We start from the raw sequence: 23,250 nt of genomic DNA on the forward strand, positions 1-23,250 counted from the left end.
TTGCGATGATTGAAGTGGAGCAGCTATCCAAAAGCTTTCGAGGGCAGCAGGTGCTGGAAGATGTCAGCTTTACGGTGAGTCCGGGCGAATGCCTCGGCATTATCGGCCCAAACGGCAGCGGGAAGTCGACCCTGCTGCGCCTCATTTCAGGCGTGGATGCTGCGGATGCAGGCGATATCCAATTAAAGGGGCGGCCGGTGAAGGCTTACACTCGTAAAGAGCTGGCCCGCTGGCTTGCCGTCCTGCAGCAGGACGCGCTGCCTCCGGTCGGGTTCACCGTCAAAGAGGTCATCAGCATGGGAAGATATCCTTTTCAAACGTGGCTTGGCGGGGACGCCGAGGATACGGATGAACAGATCGCGCACATTATCGAGAAGCTGAACCTGTCTCCACTCGTTCATCGGACCATTGAACGGCTCAGCGGTGGCGAACGCCAGCGTGTCGCGCTCGGCAAGGTGATGGCTCAGCAGCCGCAACTGCTCATGCTGGACGAACCGACGACATTTTTGGATATCGGATATCAGGTCCAAATGATGGATTATATCCGGGAATGGCAGCGCGAATCGTCGTTAACCGTTGTCGCTGTGCTGCACGATTTGAATTTGGCAGCGCAGTATTGCAGCCGGTTGATGGTTTTGCATCAAGGGAAGGTGGCCGCAATCGGAACACCGGAAGAAATTATTAAGGCCGGGCTCATCGAGCAGGTGTACGGGACAGAGCCGATCGTGCTACAGCATCCGGTTAACCGTGCTCCGCAAGTTTTATTGCAGCCAGGCCAAACATTATGGAGGAACAAGGATGAGACAACAATTAAATCAAGTGATTGAAAGCATAAAGCCGATTCAGCATGAATTTTTTGAGCTGGCCAGCCAGCATTTGGACCAGTTGACGAAGCCGCCGGGCTCCTTAGGCAAGCTGGAAGATATCGCTCGTCAAGTAGCAGGCATTACAGGCGAAGTGATGCCGCTATTCAACAAGAAAGCGGTCATCGTGATGGCAGGTGATCACGGCGTCTGCGAGGAAGGCGTCAGCGCCTTCCCAGCGGAGGTGACGCCGCAGATGGTCTTAAACTTCTTGAACGGCGGCGCTGCGGTGAATGTGCTTGCAAGGCACGCCGGTGCGGATGTCGTCTGCGTGGACATCGGCGTGAACGCGGACCTGGAACATCCTGCGCTCGTCGCGCGTAAGGTTCGCAAGGGAACGCGCAATATGGCGCGCGAAGCGGCAATGACGAGGGAGGAAGCCGTTCAGGCGATCCTGGAAGGCGCAGCAGTCGTAGATGACTATGCGGCCCAAGGCTACAGCTTATTCGCCACTGGCGACATGGGCATCGGCAATACGACGGCCAGCGCTGCTATTCTGTGCGCGCTGACTGGCGTTGACGCCGGCCTGGCTGTAGGCCGGGGGACGGGAATTGATGATGAGCGATGGCGCCATAAGGTCGACGTCGTGAAAAAGGCTTTGGAAATCAACGAGCCTGCCAAGGAAGACGCTCTGGACGTGCTGGCCAAGGTCGGCGGACTGGAGATCGCCGGACTCGTCGGGGTGATTCTCGGCGCAGCCAAGAATCGCTGCCCTGTCGTGATCGACGGCTTCATCTCGTCGGCGGCAGCGCTTGTGGCGAGCAAGCTGGCACCGCTAAGCGCGTCCTACATGCTTGCCTCGCATTTGTCGCACGAGCAGGGGCACGGCAAGCTGCTTGAAGCGGTGGGCCTGGAAGCGATGCTGCAGATGGATATGCGTCTGGGCGAAGGGACAGGCGCGGTGCTCTGTTTTAACCTGATCGATGCTGCAGGCAAGATCATGAGAGAGATGGCGACATTCGATAGCGCAGGCGTGTCGCGCAGCTAACAGGCAAAGGAGGCGCGGAGCGATGGCGGTTTTGGTAACGGGCGGCGCGCGCAGCGGCAAGAGCGCTTTTGCCGAGCAGTTCGCGATGCGCCGCAGCGAGCGGGGGGTCTATATCGCGACCTCCCACATCTATGATGAGGAAATGCGGGAGCGAATCGCTCTGCACCAGCAGCAGCGGCTCGCCACCGGGTATCCGTGGGATACCTGGGAGGAGCCTTACGCGCTGCAGGAGCTTTTGCTTCAGCTGCAGTCCACGGGAGGCAGCGCGGAAGCGGTGGTGCTCGTCGACTGTCTCACCCTCTGGCTGTCCAACTGGCTGCTCCGCCACGAAGAGGAGCCGGATGCCGCAGCTAAGGTGATGAAGCGTGTGGACGAGCTGGCAGAGGCAGTGTCCGCATACAGTGGACACTTGGTGCTGGTGACCAACGAAGTCGGCAGCGGGATTGTGCCCGAATATCCGCTGGGACGGTTGTATCGCGATTTGGCCGGGCGGATGAATCAACGGTTAGCGGGCATTTGTCAGCAGGTGTTTCTCGTGACGGCAGGCATTCCTATAGAGTTAAAAAGCAGAGCTTACCGGTTGGAATAGACAGCCTTTAAGCATGGAACGGTGATGGAGCATGTGGTTGTATTCATGGCAGGAAACTGCAGCGATGACGGCTGCTGCCATTCTCATCGATTGGCTCGTCGGCGATCCGAAATGGCCGACGCATCCGGTCATATGGATCGGGCGCTGGATTCGCTGGATGGAAGGCAAGCTGCGCAAAGGCCGGAATATCGGCGCTGCCCAGTTAAGGTTCAGAGGCGTGGTTCTAACCAGCACTACGGTGCTGCTTAGCTTTACTGTCGTCCTTCTGCTGGTGCTCGCTGCCCGCTCGATTCATGAATGGTTGGGCTATGCAGTGAACACGTGGCTGATTTCCACGACGATTGCTATCAAAGGATTAAAGGACGCCGCATATCAAGTCTACGAACCGCTGCGCGAAGGGAACTTGGCGGATGCGCGAAAGTATACCGGTTATATCGTGGGGCGCGATACGGAGAAGCTGGAAGAAAACGAGCTGACGCGCGCCGTGGTCGAGACCGTGGCCGAAAACATCGTGGACGCGGTCATTTCGCCCTTGTTTTACGCGCTGCTCGGCGGAGCGCCGCTGGCGATGTTCTATCGAGCGTCAAATACGCTCGATTCGATGGTCGGGTACCGGAATGAGCGGTACCGCTATATGGGCTGGGCGTCGGCGCGTTTCGACGACGTCTTGAACTGGATACCGGCCAGACTGACGGGTATCCTGCTTGTCCTCACAGCCCTGCTGCAGCCGGGGCTGTCGCCTGTACGCGCAGCGCAAGCGGTACGCCGCTGCGCGCACTTGCACCCTAGCCCGAACAGCGGCATTCCCGAGTCGGCGGTAGCCGGAGCGCTCGGGATCGAGCTTGGCGGGCTGAACGTCTACGGCGGCGTGGCGAGCGAGCGCGCCCGGCTGGGCTGGCCGCTGCGGGAGCGGACGCAGCGGGATATTGTCCTCGCCGTACGGATGCTGTACGGCGTCAGTTTGATCGTGATGGGAGGACTCCTATGCGTACTGCTCGGAGCGTTATGGTAGGCTGGCTGCACGGGGCCGTGGCGGCATTTCAATTTTTGACCAGACTGCCGGTTCCCGTGCAAATTCAATATACCGCTCAGGTGTTTCGCCGGAGCGTTGTCTTCTATCCGCTGGCGGGGCTCGCGATCGGGCTGCTGCTGCTCCTTACGGGCACGGGGCTGCGATGGATGCTTCCTCCGCTGCCAGCAGCGGTGCTGCTGCTGGCTGTGTGGGTGGCGTTAACCGGCGGCTTGCACCTGGACGGGCTAATGGATACGGCCGACGGCATCCTGAGTCACCGGCCGCGAGAGCAAATGCTGGAAATTATGAAGGACAGCCGGGTCGGTGCCATGGGGGTCATCGTCTGTGTCCTGCATCTGCTGTTGAAAGTTTCCTTGCTGTACAGTCTGATCTCCGGTGAACAGGAAGGCGGTTGGCGGACCGCAAGCATATGCCTGGTCATGATTCCCGTCTGGAGCCGATGGTTCATGGCCTTTGCCATTTATGGCTGGCCTTACGCCCGGCAGGAGTCAGGTCTGGGCAGCCTGTTTCGCGGAGTCACCCGCAGCGATGTGCTGCTGTCTGCACTGATCGCCATAGCATCTGTGCTGGTTGTAGCGTGGCTGGGGCCTGAGCGATTGCTGGCTGGGGTTCCTGTATGGGCGGTTGCTTTGCTTATCGCCGGAGCATCCGTGCTGCTGGGTTGGCTGATCGCTACGTACATAAGCCGCAAATTAGGCGGGCTGACGGGAGACACGTACGGTGCCTTGAATGAACTGTTGGAAGGGCTTCTGCTGCTTGCAGTCGTCATTATGGTGAATCGATGAAGTGGAAAGGGGAGAGGCTGCATGCTGGAGCGATATGGTCACGGTGGCGATCTGTGGACGGCTGAAGAAACATTTGGACGCCCGAAGGAGCAGTTTCTGGATTTTAGTTCCAATATGAACCCGCTGGGACCGCCAGCGATTGTGGCGGATATATTTCGGGAGCATTGGCGGGATATTGTGAAATATCCCGATCCAGCCGTGCGCGAGCTCCGTCATAAGCTGGCTCACCGATATAAGGTTCCTGTCGAGAGTATTCTCGTAGGCAACGGGGCGGCGGAGCTGATCGATTTGACGGTGAGGGTGCTTAAGCCTGGCGTCACCGCTTTGGCACGGCCGTCGTTTAGCGAATATGAGGAGGCTGTCGTCAAGACGGGAGGCCGCATCCATGAGGTGCCCCTTCACGAGCGACATAGCTATGTGCTGCAGGCCGATGATGCGGAGAATGCCTGTCAGGCGAGCGATCTGCTCTTCCTGGGGCATCCCAACAATCCGACGGGCCGGCTGATTCCGAAGCCGCTGCTCGATCATTTGGCGAAAAGCAGCCGGCAGCTGGTCATTGACGAGGCGTTCATGGATTTTGTTCCGCACGAAGAGCAAGTCTCGATGCTGCAGCGGGCTGCTTCAAGCCGCAATGTGTTCGTCATTCGCTCGATGACCAAATTTTATGCCATCCCGGGCATTCGCTTGGGCTTCATGGTGGCGCACCCGGATTGGATCAAGCGCATCAAAGCGCTGCAAGTACAGTGGAGCGTCAATGATATTGCGCAGCGGATCGGCTGCGGGGTGCTGGATGACGAAGGTTTTGAGCAGGAGAGCCGCAGATGGCTGGAGACGGAGAAGTCTTGGCTGATCGGCGAGTTGGCTGGGCTGGGGCTGGATGTGGTGCCGAGTGAGGTCAATTTTGTGCTGTTTGCGTTCCCTGCCTCCATGGGCATTACGGTGAAGCAAGCGCAGCTGTATATGGGGCGGCAAGGTATTTTGATCCGGGATGCTTCTTTGTTTGCGGGGCTGAATGAGCGATATGTCCGGGTCGCTGTACGCCTTCGCGAGGATAATGAGCGGTTGATTAGGGGCTTGGCTGACATGCTGCAACAACTTGGCGCTTCGGCTAGCGACGAGGGGCATGCAGGAGGGGGCTTATGACTTCAAAAGCGGCAACGATCATGATTCAAGGCACAGCATCAGATGTGGGGAAAAGCATCATCACCGCCGCTTTGTGCCGCATCTTGGTGCAGGATGGCTGGTGCACGGCGCCTTTCAAATCACAAAATATGTCACTTAACTCCTATGTGACGTTTGACGGCAAAGAAATCGGACGCGCTCAAGGGGTACAAGCCGATGCCTGCAAAATATTGGCGACGACCGATATGAATCCGATTCTGCTGAAGCCTAAACAGGACATGGTCGCGCAGGTGGTTGTCCATGGGAAGCCGTATGCCGATCTCGATGCCAGAGCTTATCGGGAATCGTATTTACCGCTGGCTGAGCAAATTGTCAAGGATGCACTTGCCCGGCTCCGCAGCGGATGCGACGTTGTCGTGCTGGAGGGGGCTGGAAGTCCAGCCGAGGTGAACTTGAAGGATCGCGATATCGTAAATATGCGCATGGCGGGGTGGGCGAATGCGCCGGTCTTGCTCGTAGCGGATATCGATCGGGGCGGTGTGTTCGCTTCCATCGTCGGCACGTTGGACATTTTGACTACGGAGGAACGGGAGCGGGTGAAGGGATTTATTATTAATAAATTCCGCGGAGATGTGAGTCTGCTGCAGCCTGGCCTAGACTGGCTGGAGCAGCGGACGGGCAAGCCTGTGCTTGGCGTCATCCCTTATTTGCCGCAGCTGGGTATTGAAGATGAAGACAGCGCTTCACTCGATGCCAAAAGAGCGCAGCTTTATCGTGAGCAATCGCCGCATAAAGCGAAGGGCCAGCTGGACATTGCGGTTATTCGTCTGCCACGCTTATCGAATTTTACGGACTTCGATCCGCTGCAAGAGGAAAAAGATGTACATTTTCGCTATATCTCGAACTTGTCCGAATGGGGGCAGCCTGACGTCGTGCTGCTGCCCGGCAGCAAAAACACGATGGACGATCTGCACGATCTCCATGCGTCAGGGCTTGCTGCGCGGATCGTCCGCTTTGCTAGAGAAGAGCAAGGTTGGGTCGCCGGCATATGTGCAGGCTACCAGATGCTCGGTCAGCGGCTGCTCGACCCGCTAGGTTGTGAAGCGGATCACCCGGAGCTGGACGGGCTGGGCCTGCTGGCGACGGAGACGGTGTTTACCCCGCACAAGCGGACTGTTCAGGTGCAGGGAAGCAGTTCGCTTTTTGCCCGGGATGGTGAGGGTATGCCGATAGAAGGCTATGAAATCCATATGGGCCGGACCACTTACTTGGAGGCTGTCGATGCTCCGTTTCTTATCTATGGCGATGGCGATGGTTATGCAGGCGGAGAGGCCGACGGTCATGGAGATGGGGCGGCCGCAGCAGACGGGCGCATTTGGGGGACTTATGTGCATGGGATTTTGCACAACGATGATTTCCGCCGGGCTTGGCTGAATGCGGTTCGCCTCGCAAAAGGGCTGCAGCCGCTCGAAGCGGAGCTTCGGTATAAAGAGCGGAGAGAGGCGGCTTTTGAACGGCTCGCTGAGCATGTACGCCGCCATTTGGATATGCCGCGTATTTATGAGATGATGGGGATGAAGGAGAGTGGGAGCCGATGAAAATTTATACGCGTACAGGTGATGCCGGCCAAACCGGCGTGATCGGCGGACGAGTCGATAAAGATGATGCGCGCGTTGAAGCCTATGGCACTGTCGATGAGCTGGGCAGCTTCCTGGGTCAGGCGATGAGTTTCATGAATCCGGATATTTACGCTGATCTGCTTGAAGACATGCTGCAGGTGCAGCATGAGCTGTTCGATTGCGGCTCGGACTTGGCGCTGCTGAAGCAGGAGCTGCGTCCTTACAAGGTAACGGCGGAGATGGTCGATGCGCTGGAAGGCTGGATCGATAAGTACGATGCGGAGACGCCTGACATTACCCGTTTTATTTTACCGGGCGGCAGCACCGTGTCTTCCACGCTCCATGTGTGCCGCACCGTATGCCGCCGGGCAGAGCGCCGGGTGGTGACGTTAGCCCGCACGCAGGAGATCAACCCGGAAGTGCGGCGCTATTTGAACCGCCTGTCCGATCTGTTTTTTACTATTGCCCGTACTGCCAATCATCGCGAACAAGTTGCTGATGTCGAGTATGTGCGCAGCGCCGAGGTGTTTAGACGCAAATCATGAGCACGACTTACTATGAACCGCTTGTTTACATCGTTCCTCCTGAGGAAGATGGATTTATTTTAAAGACGATTTTACAAAAACGATTAATGGTGTCCCGCAAGCTGCTGTCCCGGCTTAAGCTGACGGAACAGGGCATTACGGTCAATGGCGCCCGTCAATATATCAGCATAAAGGTCAAAGCCGGTGACCGCATAGAGGTCCGCATGGAGGAGGAGCAGTCGGAGGACATTTTGCCGCAAGATTTGCCCCTGCACATTATTCATGAAGATGAACAGCTGCTTATCGTCGCCAAAGATGCCGGCATCATCGTCCATCCGACGCACGGGCATTATGTGAATACGATTGCCAACGCGGTTGTCTATCACTGGCAGCAGCTAGGCATTACCTGCAGATTCCGCCCTGTGCACCGCTTGGACCAGGAGACTTCAGGTGTGCTGGCGATTGCCAAGAACCCTTATGTTCACCAGCAAATTTCCGAGCAAATGATCCACCATGAGGTGAAAAAAGAGTACCTCGCCTTCGTCTGGGGGCGCTTCACGGAACAGAGCGGTACGGTGAATGAACCCATCGACCGAGATCCTGAGCAGCCGCACATAAGGATTGTGACGCCTAGCGGGTATTCCGCCGTTACTCATTATGAAGTTGTGGAACAATACGGAAAGGCCGCGCTCGTCCGATTGTGGCTGGAGACGGGCCGGACGCATCAAATCCGCGTGCATATGAAGCATTTGGGCCATCCGCTGCTCGGCGACAAAATGTATACGCTGCCCGAGTTCGAAGACGGCCCGGCTGCTGCCGAAGCCGCTGAGCGGTTGAGCCGGCAGGCGCTGCATGCGGCGAGGCTTGGCTTCGTCCATCCCGGCACCCGGGAATGGACTGAGTATAACGCGCCGCTGCCAGCTGACTTGGGCGATCTACAGAGCTGGCTGCGAGGCGAATCGTAAGTAAGGCGCGTCGCAGCCGCCAATACAGCCTTGAGCCCCGCTTTGCAGGCGGGGCCTTTGGTATATGGAAGCGCAGTCCCTCTGGCTGCAGCTTCTTCATCATGGCGCTTAGCCTGCGCCTTTTTCTCCAAAGAACTGCTCCATTTCCCGCATTTCTGTCCATTTCCTGCTCTCAGAAACCGCGTGTACCCTCCACTTGTATATAAATTGCTAGAAATATCCTATTTTGCCTTGAGCACGCTGAATAAGCTGCTTTGAAGAAACATCGACCTTTATCATTTTTGTTGATGCTAATGAACGGGGCTTCCGACCTTGCATAACTTGACTTTCCGCCTCGATTAGCCCAAAATTTTACTTACAATACTTATACATTTAAAGGAGCTTACATCATGGGAGTTAAAGTATTCTGCTACGACAAATGCGGCACATGCCGAAGCATGTTGAAATGGTTGAAAGCGAACGATGTAGATATTACAGAAAACGTTCCGTTATTTGATAGCCCGCCTCCAGCTGATGAGCTGAGAAAGCTGATCGCCGACAGCGGCCTCGGTATAAAAAAGTTTTTCAACACCTCAGGTGAAGTGTACAAGGAGATGGGACTGAAGGATAAGCTGCCGGGCATGTCCGAAGAGCAAATGGTGGAGCTGCTGGCATCCAATGGCCGCTTAATTAAGCGACCGATCGTCACGGATGGCAAGCGCGTAACGGTAGGCTTTAAGGAAGCTGATTTCGAGGCCGTATGGGCGAAAGGGTGAAGCAATTTGGAGCCAAAGCAGAAGCCAAACAGTGAGAAAAAAAAGTCGCCCTGGGCATTCGGCGGCATGATCGCCGTGCTGCTTTCCCAGGCGAAGTTCCTTCTGGCCGCACTGAAGTTCGGTAAAATCGGCGGCGCGATTATCAGCATGTTCATTACGGTATGGGCATACGCTTTCCTCGCCCCACTGCCTTTTGCCATCGGTCTTGTGCTCATGATCCTTATTCATGAAATCGGGCATGTCATCGCTGCCAAAATAAAAGGGCTCCCTGTATCGGCCCCTGTGTTCATTCCGTTCCTTGGCGCGCTGATTACGATGAAGAAGAATCCCACGGATGCAGTGACCGAGGCTTTCATCGGTATCGGCGGCCCCTTGCTGGGCACGGTCGGCGCCATTGCCGCATTCGGGCTGGGATATGCCATGCATTCACCTGTGCTTGTATCGGTAGCTTACGCAGCCTTTTATTTGAATCTGATCAATCTGCTGCCGATCCATCCGCTGGACGGGGGCCGCATCGCGACAGCTGTAACCCGCTGGTTATGGGTAGTCGGCTTGATCGGCGGCTTAGTGTTTATTTATTACTTGAATAGCAACATGAGCAGAGTCATTTTTCTCATCATTTGGGCGATGTTTGCCTGGGATCTATATAAAAAGTATGTTAAGTTTCGCCATCGCCAGGAAATCGTTTCTGTTGCGACGCGCTTTGAATTCCCGGCTGAGCATTTGCTGCAGCAAGGGTATATCATTCCAGGCGAAAACCATACTCGTGAGCTGGAATTTACGACGTTCACGGATCTGCAAGGACCGTCAGAGGGGCGTCAATGCCTTGTGCTGTATTGGTCGGCCATCGGCTTTGAAGGCCGTGCTTATTTGCCGCAGCAGGCGTTGATCAAGAAAGTCCAGGTGTTCAAAGTCGAACGCTTGCAAAAAGACAATGGCTTCCATCTCGGCTTGCAAATTCGTGTCGATTTCGCACCGCTTGGGCAGCATGATCAATATTATGAGGTGCCAACCCGCACCCGCTGGGCATTTGGCGCTGCGTATCTGGGTCTCGCCTTATTTTTGCTATATATGATAAGACTTGTACATCAAGTAAACATTCTTTAAGTTTTGTGCAATCATTTATGCCATTAATTATTAATAAAGAGGTCGAGAAGCATGCAATTTACAGGATCGCGAAGGCTGAGTCAGTTAGGCTCAGCTATTTTTTCAGAGGTAGCACAGTGGAAGAGAGAGGTTATGAGCCAAGGGGTCGACGTCATAGATTTAGGAATAGGCAGTCCTGATCTGCCTCCGTCGGAACGGATTATCGAGGCGCTGACACAAGCCGTCCGCAATCCGCATATGTACGGATATCCGACATCCGAGGGCAGCCCGGAGTTTCGTGGCACCGTTGCAAAATGGTATAAGCACCGTTTTGGCGTCACGTTGGATCCGCAGCATGAGATTTTGACATTGATGGGCTCGCAGGATGGCCTCGCGCATTTGGCGTTATCGTTGTGTGATCCGGGAGATATGGCCATTGTTCCTGATCCCGGCTATCCGATTTATGCTGCCAGTTTGGTGCTGGCGGGTGTAGAACCCTACTTGCTGCCGCTTCGAGCGGAGCATGATTTCTTGCCGAAGCTGGAGGAGATTCCGGCTGAAGTGGCGGCTAAAGCCAAGTTCATTCTGCTCAATTATCCGAGCAATCCGCTGTCGGCTGTTGCCGACCGGGCGTTCTTCGAGCGGCTGATCGCTTATGCGAAGGCTAATCAGCTCATTGTCGTACACGACCTCGCCTATTCCGAAATGGCTTTTGACGGTTACCGGCCGATGAGCATTTTGGAGATTGAGGGTGCAAAGGAGGTTGCCGTCGAATTTCACTCGTTGTCGAAGAGCTTCAACATGGCTGGATGTAGAATCGCTTTTTTGACAGGAAATGCCTCTATTGTGAAGGCATTGCAAACACTGAAGTCGAATATAGACTATGGCGTCTTTCAAGCGATTCAGGCAGCTGGCGTTGCAGCCTTAGAGGAAGACATGGAGCATGAACATACAGTTGCGGGCGTCTATGAAAGAAGACGAAACGTATTTCTTCAGGCATTGAAAGAGGAGGGGTGGCCAATCGCACCCCCGAAAGCGACAATGTTCATCTGGGCACCTATACCGGAAGGTTGGACATCTCGACAAATTTCCCGGGAAATGTTGTACCAGGCTGGCGTTGTTGTGATCCCAGGCGATGCATTCGGAGCAGAAGGGGAGGGGTTTGTAAGAATTGCGCTCGTGCAAGAGGAGGCCAGATTACTCGAGGCTGCAAAACGAATTGGACAATGGCTTCGCACAATAGAATGAAATATAGATATTTTGGTAAAAATAGGAGAATGAGAGACGTCGACTGATATGCCGAAGTTTACAAATCTTTCGTTTTGAAAGGGGTACGCATATGGATGCAATTTCATCATTATCCGAGCTATTAGCAGAACAGAAACCTTCATCGTTCGTAGAAATTCCAGGAGCATTGGGGCAGACATTCGGTCAATCGACCATTGCGGCAACATTGCCGATGAGCAAGCTTTTCTCAATTTATGAAGTCGATTTGGAAGTACAGCGGGCTATTATTCCGCGCAATCTTTCCAAATTAATCGATTATGTCAACTTATATTTGGAAGATCGGCAGCCGATTTATTTCCCGGGTATCATCTTCTCGGCGCGAGGTGCCGGCCACTATGATGAGGAGCATCACGTACTGCGTTTGCAGCCGATTGAGAAGCTGTATGTCGTCGATGGACAGCATCGGTTGGCAGCTTTCCAGCGCATCATGGAAACGCTCCAAAGCCAAATGGCGCGAGCCAAAGATCGCAGAGAATACGATAAAATGGAAGAAATTACGGAAAAACTTCGCCGCTTATACGCATTCCCGATTTCGACGATGACCTATTTGGACATCAATGCCAGACAAGAGCGCCAGCTGTTCTCTGACATTAACAAGCTTCCGCGCAAAATTGGCGGCAACTTGGCGGTACTGCGCGACCAGCGCAGGTTCTACCATGTCGCTGCGACCGAGCTAGCAACCAAAGCGCCTGCGATGCAGACTTTAACTGTCGACATGTACTCAGAACGCGGTAAATCGCCTGAATATTTGTTTTCTTACCACCTGTTAATTGAGATTTTGGTGGCCTTGTTCGAAGGGCGGATGAAATCGGCTGCCCGGAATAACGGCTATCAATTCGACGATAAAGATTTGCAGGAGCATGTGGTTTTGGCAGGCGCCTATTTTAACGGATTGTTGAATTATTTATCGGCACCAACCAAAGGTGAGCTGGTATGGTCCGAAAATATTCAGATAGCGCTTGCGCTATTTATTCACGAAGAAGCGACCAAAACCGGGAAGTTCAACCGGTACGCTTTGGAGCATGCGCTTAAAATTCTTCCGCACATGAATTGGAACGGTATCTATGTCGGCGATGAGAAAGATCGTTTGCCTAGACGGACCCGCATCATGAAAGCGTACCAGCACATCAAGAACTTCTATCAGGAGAAAAACGTATTTCTCATCAGTGATAAGGAGGATGTGGGCTAATGGAAGGATTGCGTCTTCGAATGACGATTTACCCGTTTTGCGAAAAATTCGGCCTTTCCACAGTGGCGCTTCGCGTTCAGGATCTGTTGAATTATACGATGATCGATCCGATGGTGCAGCGAAAGCTGAGCAATATGCAACGGCGCAAAATCTCGACCTATTTGCAGGAGCGAGAGCTTGATCATGTGTTCTTCGGCCCGGTCACACTGTCTTTAAGAGAAGTTCAACAGCTATCGAAAGGCGAAAATGAGTTTTTGCTGAAGCATGGCTCCAAGCTTAGCATTTTGGACGGTCAGCACCGGATTCTAGCCCTCGGCTACGTGAACGAGCAAATGCAGAAAGAAGTCAGACGGTATGAGAAGAAGCTGGCGCTATTGAAAATCAAGCAGCGTAAGTTCCCGGACGATGCCGAGCTGAAGCAAGAGGTTGAGGAAACGGAAGGCACAGTCAATCAGTTGGAAAGCCGCCGGCTTGACCTGATGGAAACGCAGCTTGCCGTGCAAATCTATATCGGCTTGACAGAGGAAGAAGAGCAGCAGCTGTTCGGCGATATTAACTCGAAAGTTCAGCTGGTTAGCAAAGAGCTCGGCCATTCTTTCGATTCGATCGATCCGCTTAATCTGGTCATCCAGCAAGTTGTTGATCACAACGTGTATTTGAAAGCCGCAGGCGTGGAGCGACGCAGCAATTTGACATCGTTCAACCGCAATTTTACCTGCTTCAGCTGGTTATATGCGATGGCGACGATGCTGTTCTCCGGCCGCATGCAGCCTTCGTATGAGCTGCAGCGCAAAATCCGTCAAGATCCGTCTACGTATGTGGAGATCTTGCATCAGTTCTTCAACACGGTACTGCCGATGATGCCGGAGCAGCCGGGCCTGGCGCAGTACACGTCCGCTAACCGTGTCGTTCAGGAAAGCATCGCGCTGTATGCGAACCGATTCTTGTTCCCGAATGGCCAGTATAATGAGGACTGGACAGAGTCTTTGCAAATTCTCGACGGCTTTGACTGGTCGCATGACAATGAAGAGCTGATCTATGTTTTTGGTTCGCTGGATAATGGCAAAATCAATCTGATCCACGAGAAATCACTGAAAAAGCATGTGAAACTTGTGCAGTTCTTCTTGGAGGGTACAGATGCGGCAAGCGCCGGCGAAGATGAAGTTGCTTCTCCTGCGTAATATATACTCGATAGATTGGAAACCTTTCTCTCTCAACGAGCTTGTTGAGGGCAGAGAGGTTTTTTATTTGTTCTAGTATTATCGGACTCGTCATGTTCATATTTATCCCAATTGATCACGTAGATGTCATTCATATTCCTTGGTTGCTAGAATATACGATTGTCTCGCAACATTCGTCCATATCAAAAGGAGAGTTATAGAATACTATATCGTATAAAGCTTGAAAGGAGGAATACACAATGAGTTGCAGCGTATTCGCCACTTTGAACCGTATCGGTCTTGGCACAGTTATCACTATTCACGCAGGTACTACTCCTAACCACACTGGTAGATTCCTTGGCATTGAAAATGGAAACGTCGTTCTTGCGGGTGCTAACGGAACAGTTTTCTTCTTCCCTATCAATAAAATTGACGTCATCCACATCCCGTAATGAACGATAATTGGGAAAAAGGAAAAACAAGCAAGCCTTTGGCTTGCTTGTTTTTTTGTTTTTATGGTTCGCTCCGAGAAGCCGCAAGAACGCATAGCGCTCCATAGCCCCGCCACCTACCGAAATTGCAAGCGCGAGCAGTGCAGTTGACCTCGCCGCACCCTTTACGCGCTTGGGTGTAACCGGGGGTCTATCAAATTTCATTTTTTAATTTTTAATTAAGCGCTTTACTATAGTTTGGGTGCTCTGTATAATAGAATTCGTGAGGTAATTAAACCGGTTTAATGATCCGGTTTTTATAAAGCCTCATCATTAAACCGGTTTAATAGCAATAAGATTTCTATGAGAAGGAGGAATTTATTGACTACCATCCAAGATGTTGCAAAATTAGCTGGTGTTTCTAAGGGGACGGTATCCAGTGTTTTTAGCAAGAAACGACCGATCAGCAAAGAAGTGACAGAGAGAGTGTTAACGATTGCCAAGGAGCTCGGGTACTATCCGAATCATGTGGCGCGCAGCTTGGCAATCAAGAAAACGATGATTGTCGGACTAAGGATGCCGCTCTCGAAAGACAGCTCCATGTCCGGGTTTGAGATTCAAATGATCAGCGGTGTCGTCAAAGAATGCTCGAAGCAAGGCTACCGGGTACTGCTGGATTCGCTGCCGGAGCTCGATGACGTAACACAATTCTCCATGGATCCCGTTGACGGTGTAATCATGCTGAATCCCCGCAAACACGATTCGCGCATTGCCAGATATAAGCAGACGGGTACGCCGCTTGTGCTTGTTGGTAGACCCGATCTACTGCATGAAGAGATCAGCTACGTTGACAATAACAACAAGGAGCTGGCTTATGAAGTAGGCCAGTATTTGCTGGAAACCGGACACACTTCGCTTTTATTTTTAAATGCTGCATCCGATATGACGGTGGCGCAGGACAGGGAAAGCGGGTTAACCGAAGCATTCCGGCAAAAAGGATTGTCGCTATCGCCCGATACAGTCATGAACTATTCCCGTCAACACCATACGAACGCATCCGACTATGGATATGAGTCGATCATACATACCTATGGCAAGCTGCCCTATACCGCCGTAATCACCGATACGGATCGGGTTGCGCTTGGCGTACTGCGAGCGGCCAGAGAACTAGGCCTTGATATCCCGGACAAACTTGCCGTCATTGCGTTGAGCAACGATGCCACACTAGCTCAAGAGACCACGCCAAGCCTGACGTCTGTCGAGCTTTCTGCGGAAGTTCTCGGGGCTGAAGCCGCCAAGATTTTATTGGAAATTATGCAAGATCCCACAAAAGTTCATCAGCGAATTGTCGATGCCAAGCTCGTATTTCGTGAGTCCTGTTAGTTATTAAAATAAATAGCCACTGCAACGCAGTGCACGAAAAATGTAAGCGCTTTATTAATGTTTTGTAAACATGCCAACAACAACATTTACTTTTTCGAAGATAATGGAGGTTACCAACGCATGAAGAAGAAACTTTTAAACAGTGTAGTGGCGGTGACATTAGTAGCAGGTGTACTAGCAGGTTGTTCAGACGGAGGATCCGGATCGGCATCAAACCAAGGCTCCGCCACTGCTCCTGCTGATCAGGCGAAAGGCGCGAACAAAGAAGAACGTACGCTCAACATGATGACCGGCGTCGTCGGCGGTAAAACACCGGAAGAGAACACACAGTTCGAGAAAGAGATCGAGCGTCTGACAGGCATTAAGGCGAAGATTAACAAGCCTGCGTCCGATTACGATCAAAAATTGCTGGCAGCGATCGCCGGCGGCGAGAAGTTCGACCTGCTGCAGGTCAGCAAGGACATGATGAACAAATTGATCGCGCAAGGCGTTCTGACACCGTTGACAGATCAAGTGAAAGGATCCAAAACATTGTCGGATCCTAATGTGCTCCCAACGCAGGAATGGGATCAGTTGAAAACGAAAGACGGCAAAATCTACGGCGTATTCACGAAATTCCAAGGCGGAACGATGCCGATCATCCGTGAAGACTGGCTGAAAAAGTTGAACCTGCAAGAGCCGAAGACGCTGGACGATTACTACAACGTCATGAAAGCTTTCACCGAACAGGATCCGGACGGCAACGGCAAGAAGGACACGTACGGATTGTCGACGGCAGGTCTCAATGACGTGCAAGGATTTTTCGCTGCCGCCGGTTTGAAACAGCGTTATGTGGAGAAGGATGGCAAGCTGGACGTTCCTTACTCGACAGATGCGGCGATTCCGGTGTACGAGTGGCTGAACAAGCTTTATAAAGAAGGCATTCTGGATCCGAACTTTGCGACGAATGACACTGGCAAAATGCGCAACGCGTTCCTGGCGGACCGTGTCGGCATCATTACGTATTGGGATGCATGGGTCGGATTGCTGAACAACGCCAGACTGCAACAAGATCCAAATACGAAGTTCGAAGCTAAAGGACTTCCAGGCGTTACAGATCCAAGCGGTAAAAACATGCTGCGTCGTGGAGATCCAGACGTATGGGTTATTCCAGTGAATGCCGAGCATCCGAAAACAGCGTTTGAGTTTATCGAATGGTGGCATACTCAACCGGGTATTACACTGGGCAGCCTTGGTATTAAAGATCAAGACTACACAGAAAAAGACGGCAAATATGAATTGACGCAAGCGGGTAAAGAGCATGCTTCCGACCACGGGGTGCCTTTCTGGTACAACAAGAGCGTTCAACCGGCCTTCCCGAAACTGAAAGGTGTTCAAGAGGCGCAGGATCTTGTCATGAAATATGCAACCGTAGAGCTGACGCCTCCGAACTGGGCAGATGCCGAGAAAATCATTAACGAATACTCCTTCAAGGCGATTCTTGGCGAAATGCCTGCGGCTGATGCTGTGAAAAAAATGCGTGAGCAATTAAAGGCGAAGAAATTGATCGATTAGTTTGATTTGGAGGGGGAGTCGTGCGGCAACAATCACTCCCTCTCTTCCATTCTATTAACTGGTAAGGCGGTGACCATGGGTTGAAAGCTATTTGGAAGTTCAAATCGTTATATATCATGATACTGCCCATTATGGCCTGGTTCTGTTTATTTTCCTATTATCCATTGGTGCGAGGAATTGTCATCAGCTTTCAGGATTTTCGTCTCATCGGCAATAAGCCCTTTGTCGGGTTTCAAAATTACCAGACCGTATTGACAGACTCCACGTTCTGGGACGCTTTTGCCAACACACTGATTATCGGCAGCGGCATACTCGTCATCGGGTTCATCATGCCGATTGTGCTTGCTCTGTCATTAAGCGAAGTTTTCCAGACATGGTTTAAAAAGCTTACGCAAACGATCGTGTATCTCCCGCATTTATTTTCGTGGGTTGTCGTTGGCGGTATGTGGATTATGCTGCTTGCCCCCGATACAGGGATTGTCAATCAACTGCTGCACGCGCTCGGCCAAGAGAAGCCGATCAATTTCATGTCCGACTCGTCCTTTGCTCGTCCAGTTATCGTTTTTTCCTACGTTTGGAAGGAAATGGGTTATTACTGTATTTTGTACTTGGCCACAATTGTCTCCATTAATCCTTCACTCTATGAGGCGGCCAGAATCGATGGAGCAAGCCGTTGGCAATTAGTCCGCTATGTCACGATTCCGCATTTGTACAGCACCATGAAGGTCGTTATTATGCTGAACGTGCTGGGCATTTTGCGAATTTTCGATCAAATTGTCGCGATGCGAAACGGCGCTATTGCCCCCAAAGTGGATGTGCTCATGATGTACACGTTTCAAAAAGGGATTTTGGAGTTTAAAGTCGGTCCAGCGACGGCAGCAGGCTTTCTGCTCATTATTGCCACACTGGTCATTACGTTCGCGGTAAGACTGTTAATCCGATACGACGAGGGGTGAAGCGGCTCACATGAATACGTTACAAAAGCCCAGCTTGGGCGGCCGGATTTTTGATGTGGTGAACATCATCTTTTTGCTTGTGTTGGTTGCAACCATGATCATTCCGCTATTGAATACATTTGCGCTGGCATTCTCAACCAATTTCAATTCGATGCAGCCGGGCATTGTGCTCTGGCCTAAGCCATTCAGTATCGAAGGCTTCTCGACGGTCTGGAACCGTATGCAGTTATATCTTCCTTTTCAAAACAATATCATCGTTACGCTTGTCGGTACGCTCGCGCATGTCATTCTCAGCGCAATGGCCGGTTATGTGCTTGTGCAAAAAGGCCTACCTGGCAAAAAGATGATTGTTTCCTTGATCTTATTAACGATGACGATCCCAGCGGAGTCGATTATGATTCCTCTTTATGTAATCAATAAAGAGTTTGGCTTGTTGAATTCTTTGACATCACTGATTAACTATGGGCTTGTTTCGGGCTTTAGCGTGCTGCTAATGCGCAACTTCTTTGAAACGGTGCCGGTGGAGATGAATGAATCGGCACGTATTGACGGCGCCGGCGATTTCCGCATTTTCTTCACGATGTATCTGCCTCTCGCCAGAGCAGGCCTTGCCACCATAACCTTATTTGAATTTGTATCCCGTTGGAATCAATTTATGCCGGCGCTGTTGTACATTAATAATCATGCCAAATATACGCTGCAAATTGCGCTTAAAGCGTTGATTATCGATACGGACGCCACCTCGAGCACGTTTATGATTACGACCAATGTCCGGATGGCCGGTATCGTGATAGCCTTGCTTCCGCTGATTATCATTTATCCTTATGTGCAAAAATATTTTGTCAAAGGCATCATGGTCGGCGCCAACAAAGAGTAGCCTCGCCCACCTATACACAAGCCGAAGGGAGAACAGCAGTAAATGATGAACAGAGAGAAAAATGTTATTACAGCGGTATTCCAACGCCTCATCGAGCATAAAGAGCAGAGCACTTATATTGAAGTGCCGTTCGAAATGCCGGAGCGTGTGGAGAACCTTCATATCATGTATGAGGTTGAATCTCATGGCGAAGGAAAGGCCGTGATCGACCTCGGTGTCAGGGATGGACGGCGGCTTCGAGGATGGAGCGGAGGGGCCCGAAGCGAATTTGTCATCGGGCTTGAGCAAGCGACGCCAGGATATATTCCGGGCGAGTTGGCACCTGGCTCGTGGGCTGTCGTCCACAACGCCTACAAAGTGCCGAAGGAAGGTTGCACCGTCACGGTGACGGCAACTTTTCAATTGATGGCGCCCCGCTGGCTCAAGGGTGATCTGCATACGCACAGCGTGCATAGCGACGGCACGCACACGCTGGAGGAGAATGCAGCCATTATGGAGGAGCTTGGCTGCGACTTCATCGCGATGACCGATCATAACGCGGTCAGCCAGAACTTGATGTATCCCCGCAACAAGAACGTTGTCATGATTCCGGGGATGGAGTTCACGACGAACTTCGGGCACAGCAATTTCCTCGGTGTGGCGGACCCTTGCGACGACTTCCGCGTGGCGAACGAAGGCGATGTCCATGAGCGCATCCGCATGGCGCGTGAACGCGGAGCCAAGATTGTGCTGAACCATCCACACTGTGACTGGTGCCCTTGGGAGTGGACCTTCCAGGTGGACCATGATTGGGTGGAGGTGTGGAACGGGCCTTTTACAGAGCGCAACGTTCGCGCTTGCCAGTGGTGGCACGAGCAGCTGGTGGCTGGGCGCAAGCTCGTGGCTGTCGGCGGCAGTGATGTGCATCGGCCGGATCCGTTCGTCAAGCATGCGATGCCGTGCACCTGGGTGCTGGCGGAGACGAAGACGGCCGCAGGCATTTTGAACGGGATCGGACAAGGGCGAGTGTTCATTACGTATTCGCCGGAAGGACCGTTCATGGAGCTGACATGCGGTGTGTACATGATGGGAGATACGGTCCTGGCATCGGCGGAAAGCACGCCTGTGAAGCTGCATGTTGAACATTTGCAAGCCGGCGATCAAGTGAAATTGATCAGCAATCTCGGCGTGGAGCGCGAAATCAAGGTGACGAACGAGTCTACGCTTGATATCGAAGCGGATTCGGCAAACCGTCTGTTCTACAGGGCGGAAGTATGGCGGCGTTTTGCATCGGCTGATCAGCCATTGCTGGCAGGGTTGACTAATCCGATTTATATCAGGTAAGGGGACAGAAGGATGACGCAAACTTTAGAAAAAATATATGTTGTATTTAAAACGCATTTTGACATCGGTTTTACGGGATGGGTGTCGGATGTCGTGGAACGATATCGGACGGAGATGCTCCAAGATGTTATCGACATCTGCGATCGGACCCAAGACCATGCTGAACACGAAAAATACGTATGGACGATGTCTTCCTGGCCTTTGCTGCAATCCCTGGAGGGCAGCTCGGAAGCCGATCAGTTGAAGGCGCAAGAACTCATACAGAAACGCCAGCTAATTTGGCATAAACTTCCATATACCACGCATACCGAGTTCTGCGGCTTGGAGGAATGGATTCGCGGCATGTATGTCTCGCGCGCGCTAACCGAGCAGTATGGCTATGACCCGAAGGATGCGAAAATGACGGATGTGCCCGGCCATACCTGGAGCGTGCCGTCGCTGTTGAAAAAAGCCGGCGTGCAGATTCTGCACATGGGCTGCAACCCGGCTTCGACACCGCCCGATGTGCCGCCTGTCTTTTTCTGGGAAGGCCCGGACGGAGAGCGGCTGCTGACGCTGTATGCCAAGGGATCATATGGCACGGGCATTTTGCCGCCTGACGATTGGGAGCACCCGGTATGGCTGGCGATGATCCAAACGAGCGATAACCACGGACCGCATGATGCTTCGATTATTGAAGAGATGAAAGCATCGATCGCGGCGAAAGGTTTGAAGGCAGAGCTGCATATCGGCAGCTTGGGGGACTTCGCGGAGGATTTCCTTTCGCGGGGGCCGAATTTGCCTGTCGTGCGCGGGGACCTGGCGGACGCGTGGATTCATGGGGTAGGCACGGCGCCTAAGCAGGTTTCGCGTGTGCGGGAGATGAGAGGGCGTCTGGCTGCTGCCGAGAGCGCTTTGTCCGTCGACGCGATCCTTGAAGGGACGGAGATCAGCCGGGAGGCCAAGATAAGCATTGATAAGAGCTATGAGCACACCCTGCTGTTCGGCGAGCACACTTGGGGCATGGATTGCAAAACATTTCTATTCCCGCGTGAGGGATACGATAAGCAATCGTTCCTGAAGGAGAAGCGCAGCGAGCGCTATCAGCGCATGGAGCATTCGTGGCAGGAGCAGATCGACTACCTGAACCGGGCGGAGCTGGAGCTGGAGAACGCGATGGCGGCGATTGGCGGCGCTGTTGCGGATGAAGTGGCGCCCGGCACTACGGCGATGGCGGAAGCTGCCGTGGCGGCGGTGGAAGCTGATACTAGTGGTGCTGCTGTAGTTGAGCGCCAATCAAGCGGCACGCGCAGAGTCTACAACCATCTGGGCTGGACGCGAGACGCTGTCATTGTGATCCCTAGCGAGGATCTCCCTAGGCATGATGAGCAATGGGTCGACGGTGTTACCGGCGAACCGCTGGAGCTCGTGCCGGGCGAAACCGGCGCCCGGGCGATGGTGAAGAGCCTGCCTGCGCTAGGCTTCAAGACGATTGTGCGTGTCCCTAAGCAGGCTCAAGCGCAAGTAAAACCGCATGCTGACACAGTGACAGGTCACATGACCGAGCGGGAAGTGATCCTGGAGAACCCGCACTTCGTAGTCAAGATCGACCGTTCCAGCGGCTTTGTCAGCAGCTTATGGGATAAGCGCCTGGGCAAAGAGTGGGTCGACAACAGCGGCGCTTACGGCTTCGGTCAATACGAATATAACATCTATTCGAATCAGGAAATTACGCGTTATTTGAAAAAATACGCCTATCGTTTTTATGACTGGGGTGTGCACGATTTCGGCAAAACCGGATATCCGGAGCAGCAGCAGCGGCTATCGTACCATACGCAGCTGAAAGATATCCGGCTCGTGCAGGAAGGTTCATCTGTACGCGTGGAAGTAACGGCAGGCAGCCCGGCTGCATCCGTAACGGAATACGGCAACGCCGGCGCAATCACTTGGAGCCTGACGATGACGGATGCGCCATATCTCGATATGGAGTGGCAGCTGCACAGCAAGGAAGAGACGCCGCTTGCGGAGTCCGGGCACATTTTGTTCCCGCTGAAGCTGGATCGTCCGCAATATCGCATCAACAAGCTGGGCAGTGTGATCGATCCTTGCACAGACTTGGTTCCTTCTTCCAGCACACTGCTCAACTGCCTGGAATATTTCGTCGACATCTCCAACGGTTCTGTCGGCATGGCGGTCATTCCGCTGGATACGCCGTTATTTTTTATTGGCCGAAACGGCATGTGGGACTTTGAACACGCTTATAAGCCGGAGAAGCCTGAGCTCAACTTCAATCTGTTCAACAATTGGTGGGGAACGAACTTCCCGCAGTGGACCGGTGGAGACTTGCGTTACCGGTTCCGACTCGTGCCGCATCAAGGCGAGTGGCAAGAAGCGGAGGTCTGGCGAATCGCCCAGGAAACGATGAATCCTGCAATCGCGATCCAGGCTGCGCCGGCGCCATTATCTGAGGGGGCCGTGGATATGCTGGCGCACGATCTCGAAGGCATGGCGGTCATCAGCTTCAAGCCGGCGGAGGACGGAGAGGGCTATATTTTACGGCTTCGGGAGTGGACGGGGGAGAAAAGAGCAGTCACCGTCTCGTTCACGGATCGCGTGCAAGCGGTGAAAAAGACGGATCTGCTGGAGCGGGACGTGGATGGTTGGGATGGTCAGTCACTGGCCTTCTCGCAGGAGTCCGGGGGCAAGCAGGTACGTTTTGTGAGCAATGGATTTGAGGTACATACGTTAAGGGTTATCATCTAATTCATAGAAAAGGGATGAA

21 protein-coding genes are annotated in these 23,250 nt (G+C 52.9%); all 21 read left to right on the forward strand.

Annotated elements, in window-relative coordinates; all coding sequences use genetic code 11:
- The first annotated feature begins 5 nt into the window (after positions 1-5).
- Complete coding sequence (locus O9139_RS01140; protein ID WP_270877598.1) at positions 6-827, forward strand: heme ABC transporter ATP-binding protein; 822 nt, start codon at positions 6-8, stop codon at positions 825-827.
- Positions 799-1,851, forward strand: coding sequence for a nicotinate-nucleotide--dimethylbenzimidazole phosphoribosyltransferase (gene cobT, locus O9139_RS01145; protein ID WP_270877599.1), 1,053 nt, complete (start codon positions 799-801; stop codon positions 1,849-1,851). The genes O9139_RS01140 and cobT overlap by 29 nt, the downstream gene beginning before the upstream one ends.
- Before the next feature lie 22 nt (positions 1,852-1,873).
- Positions 1,874-2,440 (forward strand): bifunctional adenosylcobinamide kinase/adenosylcobinamide-phosphate guanylyltransferase, encoded by a 567-nt coding sequence (cobU, locus tag O9139_RS01150; RefSeq protein ID WP_270877600.1) that lies wholly within the window; start codon positions 1,874-1,876, stop codon positions 2,438-2,440.
- A 31-nt stretch (positions 2,441-2,471) separates the two neighbouring features.
- Entirely contained in the window at positions 2,472-3,452 is a 981-nt protein-coding gene (cbiB, locus tag O9139_RS01155; RefSeq protein ID WP_270877601.1) for an adenosylcobinamide-phosphate synthase CbiB, read from the forward strand.
- The gene (cobS, locus tag O9139_RS01160) at positions 3,425-4,258 is read left to right on the forward strand and encodes an adenosylcobinamide-GDP ribazoletransferase (protein ID WP_270877602.1); all 834 of its coding nucleotides are present in this window, start codon (positions 3,425-3,427) and stop codon (positions 4,256-4,258) included. The genes cbiB and cobS overlap by 28 nt, the downstream gene beginning before the upstream one ends.
- A 21-nt stretch (positions 4,259-4,279) precedes the next feature.
- Positions 4,280-5,401 carry a threonine-phosphate decarboxylase CobD gene (cobD, locus tag O9139_RS01165; RefSeq protein WP_270877603.1) on the forward strand — a complete coding sequence of 374 codons (1,122 nt, stop codon included), beginning with the start codon at positions 4,280-4,282 and terminating at the stop codon, positions 5,399-5,401.
- Positions 5,398-6,978 (forward strand): cobyric acid synthase, encoded by a 1,581-nt coding sequence (locus O9139_RS01170; RefSeq protein ID WP_270877604.1) that lies wholly within the window; start codon positions 5,398-5,400, stop codon positions 6,976-6,978. Before cobD ends, O9139_RS01170 begins: the two co-directional genes overlap by 4 nt.
- Entirely contained in the window at positions 6,975-7,544 is a 570-nt protein-coding gene (locus O9139_RS01175) for a cob(I)yrinic acid a,c-diamide adenosyltransferase (RefSeq protein ID WP_270877605.1), read from the forward strand. The genes O9139_RS01170 and O9139_RS01175 overlap by 4 nt, the downstream gene beginning before the upstream one ends.
- On the forward strand, positions 7,541-8,488 hold the full coding sequence (locus O9139_RS01180) for an RluA family pseudouridine synthase (RefSeq protein WP_270877606.1): 948 nt from the start codon (positions 7,541-7,543) through the stop codon (positions 8,486-8,488). Before O9139_RS01175 ends, O9139_RS01180 begins: the two co-directional genes overlap by 4 nt.
- Before the next feature lie 389 nt (positions 8,489-8,877).
- Complete coding sequence (locus tag O9139_RS01185; protein WP_270877607.1) at positions 8,878-9,243, forward strand: arsenate reductase family protein; 366 nt, start codon at positions 8,878-8,880, stop codon at positions 9,241-9,243.
- Positions 9,244-9,249: 6 nt separating this feature from the next.
- A complete protein-coding gene (locus tag O9139_RS01190; RefSeq protein ID WP_270877608.1) occupies positions 9,250-10,350 on the forward strand; it encodes a site-2 protease family protein in 1,101 nt (366 codons plus the stop codon).
- Positions 10,351-10,401: 51 nt separating this feature from the next.
- Positions 10,402-11,577 (forward strand): aminotransferase class I/II-fold pyridoxal phosphate-dependent enzyme, encoded by a 1,176-nt coding sequence (locus tag O9139_RS01195; RefSeq protein WP_270877609.1) that lies wholly within the window; start codon positions 10,402-10,404, stop codon positions 11,575-11,577.
- Between the two features lie 91 nt (positions 11,578-11,668).
- Positions 11,669-12,805 (forward strand): DNA sulfur modification protein DndB, encoded by a 1,137-nt coding sequence (locus tag O9139_RS01200; protein WP_270877610.1) that lies wholly within the window; start codon positions 11,669-11,671, stop codon positions 12,803-12,805.
- Positions 12,805-13,986: a DNA sulfur modification protein DndB gene (locus O9139_RS01205; protein WP_270877611.1), complete on the forward strand. Its 1,182-nt coding sequence runs from the start codon at positions 12,805-12,807 to the stop codon at positions 13,984-13,986. Before O9139_RS01200 ends, O9139_RS01205 begins: the two co-directional genes overlap by 1 nt.
- A 239-nt stretch (positions 13,987-14,225) precedes the next feature.
- Positions 14,226-14,417 carry a hypothetical protein gene (locus O9139_RS01210; RefSeq protein WP_270877612.1) on the forward strand — a complete coding sequence of 64 codons (192 nt, stop codon included), beginning with the start codon at positions 14,226-14,228 and terminating at the stop codon, positions 14,415-14,417.
- A 360-nt stretch (positions 14,418-14,777) separates the two neighbouring features.
- Positions 14,778-15,779, forward strand: a complete 1,002-nt coding sequence (locus tag O9139_RS01215) for a LacI family DNA-binding transcriptional regulator (RefSeq protein ID WP_270877613.1) — start codon at positions 14,778-14,780, stop codon at positions 15,777-15,779.
- A 120-nt stretch (positions 15,780-15,899) separates the two neighbouring features.
- On the forward strand, positions 15,900-17,333 hold the full coding sequence (locus O9139_RS01220; protein ID WP_270877614.1) for an extracellular solute-binding protein: 1,434 nt from the start codon (positions 15,900-15,902) through the stop codon (positions 17,331-17,333).
- An 80-nt stretch (positions 17,334-17,413) separates the two neighbouring features.
- Positions 17,414-18,289 carry an ABC transporter permease subunit gene (locus tag O9139_RS01225; protein ID WP_270877615.1) on the forward strand — a complete coding sequence of 292 codons (876 nt, stop codon included), beginning with the start codon at positions 17,414-17,416 and terminating at the stop codon, positions 18,287-18,289.
- A gap of 10 nt (positions 18,290-18,299) precedes the next feature.
- Positions 18,300-19,166: a carbohydrate ABC transporter permease gene (locus O9139_RS01230; protein WP_270877616.1), complete on the forward strand. Its 867-nt coding sequence runs from the start codon at positions 18,300-18,302 to the stop codon at positions 19,164-19,166.
- Between the two features lie 42 nt (positions 19,167-19,208).
- Positions 19,209-20,489, forward strand: a complete 1,281-nt coding sequence (locus tag O9139_RS01235; protein WP_270877617.1) for a CehA/McbA family metallohydrolase — start codon at positions 19,209-19,211, stop codon at positions 20,487-20,489.
- A gap of 12 nt (positions 20,490-20,501) precedes the next feature.
- The gene (locus O9139_RS01240; protein WP_270877618.1) at positions 20,502-23,231 is read left to right on the forward strand and encodes a glycoside hydrolase family 38 N-terminal domain-containing protein; all 2,730 of its coding nucleotides are present in this window, start codon (positions 20,502-20,504) and stop codon (positions 23,229-23,231) included.
- Positions 23,232-23,250 lie beyond the last annotated feature (19 nt).

It is taken from the genome of Paenibacillus aestuarii (assembly GCF_027789125.1).
GTDB classification, from domain to species: domain Bacteria; phylum Bacillota; class Bacilli; order Paenibacillales; family NBRC-103111; genus Paenibacillus_E; species Paenibacillus_E aestuarii.

Bases quoted from the DNA above. Each gene is read 5' to 3' on its own strand.
- O9139_RS01235 (WP_270877617.1), top strand. From the start codon at position 19,209: ATGATGAACAGAGAGAAAAATGTTATTACAGCGGTATTCCAACGCCTC.
- O9139_RS01180 (WP_270877606.1), top strand. From the start codon at position 7,541: ATGAGCACGACTTACTATGAACCGCTTGTTTACATCGTTCCTCCTGAG.
- O9139_RS01200 (WP_270877610.1), top strand. From the start codon at position 11,669: ATGGATGCAATTTCATCATTATCCGAGCTATTAGCAGAACAGAAACCT.
- O9139_RS01185 (WP_270877607.1), top strand. From the start codon at position 8,878: ATGGGAGTTAAAGTATTCTGCTACGACAAATGCGGCACATGCCGAAGC.
- cobS (WP_270877602.1), top strand. From the start codon at position 3,425: ATGCGTACTGCTCGGAGCGTTATGGTAGGCTGGCTGCACGGGGCCGTG.
- cobU (WP_270877600.1), top strand. From the start codon at position 1,874: ATGGCGGTTTTGGTAACGGGCGGCGCGCGCAGCGGCAAGAGCGCTTTT.
- O9139_RS01220 (WP_270877614.1), top strand. From the start codon at position 15,900: ATGAAGAAGAAACTTTTAAACAGTGTAGTGGCGGTGACATTAGTAGCA.
- O9139_RS01205 (WP_270877611.1), top strand. From the start codon at position 12,805: ATGGAAGGATTGCGTCTTCGAATGACGATTTACCCGTTTTGCGAAAAA.
- O9139_RS01170 (WP_270877604.1), top strand. From the start codon at position 5,398: ATGACTTCAAAAGCGGCAACGATCATGATTCAAGGCACAGCATCAGAT.
- cbiB (WP_270877601.1), top strand. From the start codon at position 2,472: ATGTGGTTGTATTCATGGCAGGAAACTGCAGCGATGACGGCTGCTGCC.
- cobT (WP_270877599.1), top strand. From the start codon at position 799: ATGAGACAACAATTAAATCAAGTGATTGAAAGCATAAAGCCGATTCAG.
- O9139_RS01210 (WP_270877612.1), top strand. From the start codon at position 14,226: ATGAGTTGCAGCGTATTCGCCACTTTGAACCGTATCGGTCTTGGCACA.
- O9139_RS01195 (WP_270877609.1), top strand. From the start codon at position 10,402: ATGCAATTTACAGGATCGCGAAGGCTGAGTCAGTTAGGCTCAGCTATT.
- O9139_RS01230 (WP_270877616.1), top strand. From the start codon at position 18,300: ATGAATACGTTACAAAAGCCCAGCTTGGGCGGCCGGATTTTTGATGTG.
- O9139_RS01240 (WP_270877618.1), top strand. From the start codon at position 20,502: ATGACGCAAACTTTAGAAAAAATATATGTTGTATTTAAAACGCATTTT.
- O9139_RS01140 (WP_270877598.1), top strand. From the start codon at position 6: ATGATTGAAGTGGAGCAGCTATCCAAAAGCTTTCGAGGGCAGCAGGTG.
- O9139_RS01175 (WP_270877605.1), top strand. From the start codon at position 6,975: ATGAAAATTTATACGCGTACAGGTGATGCCGGCCAAACCGGCGTGATC.
- cobD (WP_270877603.1), top strand. From the start codon at position 4,280: ATGCTGGAGCGATATGGTCACGGTGGCGATCTGTGGACGGCTGAAGAA.